At 70.0% G+C, this 1035-nt stretch carries 2 protein-coding genes; both read right to left on the reverse strand.

Annotated elements, in window-relative coordinates:
- A partial coding sequence (locus FDZ70_11355) for an ATPase (GenBank protein ID TLM64778.1) occupies positions 1-404 on the reverse strand: 404 nt, incomplete at its 3' end.
- 91 nt (positions 405-495) lie between these two features.
- Positions 496-1035, reverse strand: a 540-nt coding sequence (locus tag FDZ70_11360; GenBank protein ID TLM64779.1) for a winged helix DNA-binding protein, incomplete at its 5' end; no start/stop codon positions are given.

The raw sequence follows: 1035 nt of genomic DNA on the forward strand, positions 1-1035 counted from the left end.
AAGGCCGCGAGGTCCTCCGAGATCATCGGTGTGAGCCAGACCGACTCCTTGCGCCCCGTCAGTGAGTCCGAGAACTTGGCGGTCGCCGCTAGGGTCGACGAGCCGGTCGCGACGACCCGCACGTCGGGGAAGTGGTCGGCGGCGACCTTGAGCACAAGCGCGGGATCCGGTGCGTGGTGGATCTCGTCGAGCACGACCCGGCGGTCGCGAAGAGCGGACCAGAACGTCTCGGGGTCGCGAAGGCGGTCACGCACGCTCGGCAGGTCGCAGTCGAAGTACTCGACCCCGGGAAGCTGGCGGCACAGTGTCGTCTTGCCCGAGCGGCGGACGCCGTGGAGCCACACCACGCTGCGGCGGCGCCACGTGCGCTCGATGCGCTCGGTCCAATAGGGTCGGTTCACCATGTGCCGCTAGGATTGCACATGGTGTCACCAGATGCAATCGTGGCGGCGGGCGGTGCGGGCAGTCTCGCGGGAGGGCAACTGGCCCCGTCGCTCACGCGCGCCTCCGGAGGACGGTGCCCGCGGCGGTCGCTCTCGCGAACGTGCCGTCCTCGGCGATGATCGCCATGTGCTCGTCGGCGGAAAGCACCACCGGCTGCAGCCACGGATGGCGTGCTAACTCGTCGAGCACGGTGTCCTTGTCGCGCGTGACCACGAGCACGTCCACGTCGCTTCCCGGACGGTCCTCACCGCGCGACGCGCTTCCGAACAGGACGACCAGGTCGACCAGGTCCTCTATCGGCGCGACGGCCTCCTGCACGCGCCGGATGGCGCGAGCTTGCTTGAGCGCGCGGACGAGCGGGTCGTCGGCGCGGACCGAGTACAGTCCGGTGCGGCCGACACGCTCCTCGGCGACGAGTCCCTGCTCCACGAGTGCGGCCAGCGCGACGTGCGTGGTGGTCTTCGGCAGGTCGAGTGCGCCGCGCAGGTCGCTCTCAGTGGCCGCGCCCTCCACCTCGGCGAGCAGATGTCCGAAGACGCGCTCCTGAGCGGTCGGGGCGTCGGTGAGCCGGAAGGTCAGTTCCAGCTGGTG

It is taken from the genome of Actinomycetota bacterium (assembly GCA_005774595.1).
Classification (GTDB): domain Bacteria; phylum Actinomycetota; class Coriobacteriia; order Anaerosomatales; family D1FN1-002; genus D1FN1-002.